General features: G+C 65.1%; 7 protein-coding genes. 4 read left to right on the top strand and 3 right to left on the bottom strand.

Annotation, left to right across the window (positions count from 1 at the left end; genetic code table 11):
* Window positions 1–64: 64 nt before the first annotated feature.
* Genes VIR09_RS24865 through VIR09_RS24880 form a run of 4 tightly spaced genes read left to right on the top strand, consistent with a single transcriptional unit; the run spans window position 65 to window position 2429 of the window.
* Complete coding sequence (locus VIR09_RS24865) at window positions 65–778, top strand: MarC family protein (RefSeq protein WP_332015273.1); 714 nt, start codon at window positions 65–67, stop codon at window positions 776–778.
* Between the two features lie 49 nt (window positions 779–827).
* A complete protein-coding gene (locus tag VIR09_RS24870) occupies window positions 828–1313 on the top strand; it encodes a disulfide bond formation protein B (RefSeq protein WP_332015274.1) in 486 nt (161 codons plus the stop codon).
* Window positions 1314–1317: 4 nt separating this feature from the next.
* Complete coding sequence (locus VIR09_RS24875; RefSeq protein WP_332015276.1) at window positions 1318–1905, top strand: nucleotidyltransferase family protein; 588 nt, start codon at window positions 1318–1320, stop codon at window positions 1903–1905.
* Between the two features lie 2 nt (window positions 1906–1907).
* A complete protein-coding gene (locus VIR09_RS24880; protein WP_332015277.1) occupies window positions 1908–2429 on the top strand; it encodes a M48 family metallopeptidase in 522 nt (173 codons plus the stop codon).
* A gap of 81 nt (window positions 2430–2510) precedes the next feature.
* On the opposite strand, the gene purF is transcribed toward VIR09_RS24880, so the two are convergent.
* From purF to VIR09_RS24895, 3 genes are all read right to left on the bottom strand, one after another.
* The gene (gene purF / locus VIR09_RS24885) at window positions 2511–4031 is read right to left on the bottom strand and encodes an amidophosphoribosyltransferase (protein WP_332015278.1); all 1521 of its coding nucleotides are present in this window, start codon (window positions 4029–4031) and stop codon (window positions 2511–2513) included.
* Window positions 4032–4061: 30 nt separating this feature from the next.
* Complete coding sequence (locus VIR09_RS24890) at window positions 4062–4550, bottom strand: CvpA family protein (protein ID WP_062684746.1); 489 nt, start codon at window positions 4548–4550, stop codon at window positions 4062–4064.
* Window positions 4550–4878, bottom strand: a 329-nt coding sequence (locus tag VIR09_RS24895; RefSeq protein WP_332015279.1) for an SPOR domain-containing protein, incomplete at its 5' end; no start/stop codon positions are given. The genes VIR09_RS24895 and VIR09_RS24890, both read right to left, overlap by 1 nt.

Genomic DNA, 4878 nt, shown 5'->3' on the forward strand with positions numbered 1-4878 from the left:
GGCCATCGCCAGCGCCGCCGGGACCGCATACAATCCCGGTTTTCGGCCAGGCGATGCCCTCCCCATGGAGCTAAACGATTATCTGCGCGTTTTCGGTACCAGCTTCTTTTTCGCGCTGGCCACCCTATTGCCGTTCCTGAACCCGCCTGCGATCGCGCCGATTTTCCTGTCGCTGACCGAAGGCGCGTCCTCATCCACCCGGATGGTGCTGGCCAAGCGCGTGGCGATCAATGTCTGCCTGATGCTGGTCGTCGCGATGGTGGCGGGCAACGTGCTGCTCAGTTTCTTCGGCATCTCGCTGTCCATCGTGCGGGTCGGCGGCGGCATGCTGGTGATCGCCAGCGCCTGGCGGCTGGTGAATTCGCCCGACGCCGACACCGAGCGCGTAGCGCGCATGGCGGAGTCCTTCACCCCCGAAATGGCCAAGGCCCGGGCGTTCTACCCCCTGACCTTTCCCATCAGTTGCGGCCCAGGCTCTATCGCCGCGGCCATTACCGTGGGGGTGTCGCTACGCGACCAGAACCACGTGCTGAGCCTGGTACGCCTGGGCGGCTCCATCCCGGGCATCATCGCCGTGTCGGTGACGCTCTACATCTGCCTGCGCTTTGCCGCGCAGATGCTGCACCGCCTGGGCGACAATGGCACGGCCGTGTTCATGCGCCTGTCGGCCTTCATCATGCTGTGCCTGGGCGTGCAGATCTTCTGGGAAGGTTCGCGCGAACTGCTGCTGGGCGTGCTGCAGCAAGTGATGCAACCAATTCCGGTTCCCAAGGCCTAAGCCAGGCCGGACGCGCGTCCGACCCCTTTTCCAACTCTCCAAAGCAACAATGACTTCTCGCTCAGAACGCCTGCTCCGCCTGATCGCCCTCTTCTGCTTCGGCGCCGTGGGCCTCGCCCTGGCTTCCCAGCACGTCTTCGACATGCCGCCCTGCGCCTGGTGCGTCATGCAGCGCCTGATCTACCTGGTGATCGGCGTCATCGCGCTGGTCGGCGGATTCGGCGGCGGACGCGCCCTGACACGCCTGTGCGGCGCCCTCACCGCGCTGCTGTCCCTGAGCGGCATTGCCGCCGCCTGGTACCAGTACAGCGTGGCCGCCAACATGCTGTCCTGCGACCAGACCTTCGCCGACCGCTTCATGACCGGCATCGGCCTGGAAAGCGCCGTGCCGTGGCTGTTCGGCATCTTTGCCACCTGCATGGACGCCAAGGTGCCGGTGCTGGGGATCGAGTACGCGCTGTGGAGCCTGGCGCTCTTCGTCATCATTTTCTTCATGGCGCTGCCTGTCGTGTTCCGGCGCGGCGGTACGCAGTAAGCCGGTGCAGCCTGAGCCCGAGGATCCGCATGCCGCCACGCTGCGCCGGCTGGTCCTGGCGCACGCACCGCTAGTGCGATGGCTACGCGCCGCCCGCGACCATGGGCCCTTAGGCGGCTGCATTGGCGCAGGCGCGGTGCGCTCCCTGGTGTGGAACCATCTGCATGGCTATCCTGCAGGCAGCCACGCACCAGCCGACATAGACTTCGTGTATCACGACCCCACCGATCTCTCGCCCGAGCACGAGGCGCGAGTCGCCAACCGCCTGCGCACAGCGGCGCCCGACGCGCCCTGGGAAGTCGTGAACCAGGCTCGCGTGCACTTGTGGCATCGCGACAGCGCGGACCTGGCGCCACTCCCGGCGACATCGCTGGCCGCCGGCATCGCCACCTGGCCCGAAACCGCCACTTGCGTGGCCGTGCGCCTGACGCGGGACGGGGGGGTGGATGTCATTGCCCCACATGGGCTGGCCGACCTGTTCGGCCTGGTGCTGCGGCCCAGCCCCGCAGCGGATCGCCAGGCCTACACTTCGCGACTGGCTACCAAGCGCCATACCGACATCTGGCCGCGGCTGATTGTCATACCCTCTTGACCATGTCCACCCTGAAATACCTGACCGGATACCCGGAATCCCTGCTCGCCCAGGCCCAGAAGCTGCTCGACCAAGGCAAGCTGGGCGCGGCGTTGCTGGCGCGCTACCCTGCCGGCCCGCACGAGGTCCGCACCGACCGCGCGCTCTACCAATACGTGACGGATCTGAAGAACGCCCACTTGCGCAACGGCGACCAGATCAACAAAGTCGCCTTCGACAGCAAGATCCACGTGATCCAGCACGCGCTCGGGCAGCACACCTATATCTCGCGCGTGCAGGGCGGAAAGCTCAAGGCCAAGCACGAGATCAGGGTGGCGACGCTGTTCAAGACCGTGCCGGCGGAGTTCCTGAAGATGATCACGGTGCATGAGCTGGCGCACCTGAAAGAGAAGGACCACAACAAGGCTTTCTACAACCTGTGCCTGCGCATGGAGCCGCAGTACCACCAGTATGAGTTCGATTTGCGCTTGTATCTGACGCACCTGGAAGCGACGCGCGAAAGCCTGTGGAAGAGCGCGGCCTGAAACTCCGAAATATCCGTCCTGCCGCCCAATCCAAAAAAAATGCCGTCCCGAAGGACGGCATTTTTCTTGCCAGACAAAGCATCAGGCGTCGCTGGCGGCGTAACCCATGTTGAACTGCAGGCCGCTGGCGCCGCCTTCCTCGCCGGGTTCGGCGCGGGATTGGCCCAGGCGGGCCAGGTACTCGGCGGTGATGTCGCCAGTAACATACTCGCCATCAAAGCACGAAGCCTCGAAGCGCGACAGCTTGGGATTGATGTCCCGGACCGACTGCTGCATGTCGTGCAGGTCCTGGTAGATCAGCGAGTCGGCGCCGATTGCGCGAGCGATTTCCTCGTCGCTGCGGCCGGTGGCGATCAGTTCGCTCTGCGTGGGCATGTCGATGCCGTACACATTCGGGAAGCGGACCGGAGGCGCGGCCGAAGCGAAGTACACCTTGTTGGCGCCGGCGGCGCGAGCCATGTCCACGATCTCGCGGCTGGTGGTGCCGCGCACGATGGAGTCGTCCACCAGCAGCACGTTCTTGCCCTTGAATTCCATGCCGATGGCATTGAGCTTCTGGCGCACGGATTTGCGGCGCACGGCCTGGCCCGGCATGATGAAGGTGCGGCCCACGTAGCGGTTCTTGATCAGGCCTTCGCGGTAGTCCAGGTTCAGGCGGGCGGCCAGCTGCATGGCGGCGGGACGCGAGGAATCCGGAATCGGCATGACGACGTCGATGTCGCCCAGGCGCATGTTGCGCGCCACCTTGTCAGCCAGGTATTCGCCCATGCGCAGGCGAGCGTCGTACACCGACACGCCGTCGATCAGCGAATCGGGACGCGCGAAGTACACGTATTCGAAAATGCAGGGCACCAGCTGCGGATTGTCGGCGCACTGGCGGCTGACAAAACGTCCGTCCAGATCGACGAACACCGCTTCGCCGGGCTCGACGTCGCGCACGAAGGCAAAGCCGCTGCCTTCCAGCGCCACGGATTCCGAGGCCACCATCCATTCGACGCCCTCTTCGGTTTCCTGGCGGCCGATGCACAGCGGACGGATGCCGTTGGGATCGCGGAAGGCCAGCAGGCCATAGCCGGAGATCTGCGCCACCACGGCGTAGGCGCCGCGCACGCGCTTGTGCAGGGCCGACACGGCGCGGAAGATGGCGTCGTCATCCAGCGACACGCCGTTGGCCGACGATTGCAGCTCGTGCGCCAGGACGTTCAGCAGGACTTCGGAATCGGAGTTGGTGTTGATATGGCGGCGGTCGACGCGATAGAGCGATTCGCGCAGTTCACGCCAGTTGGTCAGGTTGCCGTTGTGGGCAAACATGATGCCGAACGGCGCGTTGACGTAGAACGGCTGGGCCTCTTCCTCGCTGGCGCTGGAGCCCGCGGTGGGATAGCGGACCTGGCCGACGCCAGACGTACCCGGCAGCGAGCGCATGTTGCGCGTACGGAAGACGTCGCGCACCAGGCCGTGCGCCTTGTACATATTGAATTGGTTGCCTTGCGATGTCGCGATGCCCGCGGCGTCTTGCCCGCGATGCTGCAACAGCAGCAAGCTGTCATAGAGCAGCTGGTTGACCGGCCCGCGCCCGATGACCCCTACGATTCCACACATGGTGAGCTTTCCTGGTTGATTTAAAGCTAATCAATACGGCAGCCACGTCGCCAGGGACGGCGGCAGCCACGTCTTGATATGTTTGATGGCCTCGATGGCCGAATGCGAAAACATGGCGTCCTTCCACCACGGCTCTTCCGGCAGCGGCGTGTAACCTGCGGCGGCGACCAGCGCCAGCACGATCAGCAGGCCACGGGCCAACCCGAACATCCCGCCCAGGCCGTGGTCGGCGGGACTCAGTCCTGTACTGCGGATCAAGGCGGCAAGCGTCATGTTGACCAACCCCACGCCGAGCAGCACGATGATGAACACCGCGGCGTACGAAACTCCCATGCGCAGCAGCGTCGTTTCAATATAGGGCTCCAGCCAGGCATAGACCGTGGGGCCCCACCATATCGCGGCCACAAAGGCCAGCAGATAGGCGACCAGCGACAGCACCTCTTTGAGCAGGCCGCGCACCAGGCCCAGCACACCCGAAACCGCCAGGATGGCCAGCACGACGAAGTCGAAACCGGTCACTATTGGGCGGCGATGAAACCATTGTCATAGCCCAGGGTGCGCAACCGCGCCTGGGCCGCCTGCGCCGCCTCGCGCGAGGGGAACGGCCCCACCCGCAGACGGTATTGCTTCTGGCCATTGACGGTGGCCTGTTCGACGAATGCGTTGGTCACCCCGGCCTGGTGCAGCTTGCTGCGCCGCGACTGGGCGTCCTCGGACGCGGTGTAGGAGGCGATCTGCAATACGAAATTGCCCTTCGCGGCCGGCTTGGGCGCGGGCGCCGACGCGGCAGGCGCCTGACGTCCTTCCAGCAGGGCCAGGGCCCGCGCGCCGTCGTCCGAGCGGGTAT

It is taken from the genome of Achromobacter sp., assembly GCF_036567245.1.
GTDB lineage: Bacteria > Pseudomonadota > Gammaproteobacteria > Burkholderiales > Burkholderiaceae_B > Achromobacter.